The organism is Sporosarcina koreensis, from assembly GCF_042655825.1.
GTDB lineage: Bacteria > Bacillota > Bacilli > Bacillales_A > Planococcaceae > Sporosarcina > Sporosarcina koreensis.
Map to the genome: position 1 here is coordinate 1 of NZ_JBHSNP010000019.1, position 1,116 is coordinate 1,116.

General features: G+C 40.1%; 1 protein-coding gene. It reads right to left on the minus strand.

The window, feature by feature from the left end:
* Positions 1-816 (minus strand): flagellin Hag (gene hag / locus ACFPTP_RS10045; RefSeq protein ID WP_381444262.1); only part of this gene is annotated, 816 nt, incomplete at its 3' end.
* Positions 817-1,116 lie beyond the last annotated feature (300 nt).

The following is a 1,116-nucleotide window of genomic DNA, read 5'->3' on the forward strand; positions in this document are numbered from 1 at the left end:
CGTGAACTCCATCATTTCTTTCGCCATATCAACATCTCTGATACGCGACTCAGCTGCAGTTAAGTTTTCAGAAGATGTACCAAGGTTATTGATTGTGTGTTCTAAGCGGTTTTGCATAGCACCTAATTTAGAACGTTCTGATGAAACTGTTTCAATAGCACTGTTAATAGTAGTAATAGCTTTATCTGCTCCGGATTGAGTTGAAATATCGATTCCTTTATCGGTAATAGCCTGAGCGCTTACTGATCCCGATGTAAAGACAGGTTTCGCGTTTGTTCCAGAACCTGAAACAGCGACTCCTAACGTTACCGCATCCATAGCACCAATGTTTAATTTTACATTCTGTCCACTATTTGCTCCGATATGGAATGTTAATTCAGCCCCGCTAGTTTTATCAAAAGAGCCATCCATCAACTTTTTCGAGTTAAATTCTGTGTTGTTAGCAATACGTGTAATTTCAGATGCTAGTTGGTCAACTTCTTTTTGTAGTTCATCACGGTCAGTACTAGTATTGGTGTCGTTCGAAGATTGTACAGCGAGTTCACGCATACGTTGAAGAATTGCATGAGTTTCATTTAATGCGCCTTCGGCAGTTTGAATCAAAGAAATACCGTCTTGTGCATTTTTTTGTGCCATATCCAAACCACGAATCTGACCACGCATTTTTTCGGAGATTGCTAGACCTGCTGCATCGTCACCTGCACGGTTGATTTTAAGACCCGAAGAAAGCTTCTCCAGGTTTTTAGATGCTTGTACATTGTTTGCACCTAATTGACGATGAGTGTTAAGAGCCGCGATGTTGTGGTTAATTCTCATAAATATTTTCCTCCTTGAGATTGTATGGTTCGCGTCCATGTGAACCATTTTATATTGCTTGCAAAGTATGAGTCGGCCGAACATAATACTGTTGCATGCAATTCTATTATCGGTTTAATTTTATGTTTGTTAACTCCAAAATTACAAAAGCACAACCATTATAATGGCCGTGCTTTTAAATTTTATCGTAAAAGTTGAAGTACACCTTGCGGTTGTTGGTTGGCTTGCTTTGCCGCCATGCCTTTCGAACATGGAATAGACTATATCTTCACCCTCAAGTCACCTTGTAGGGGCTGGGCA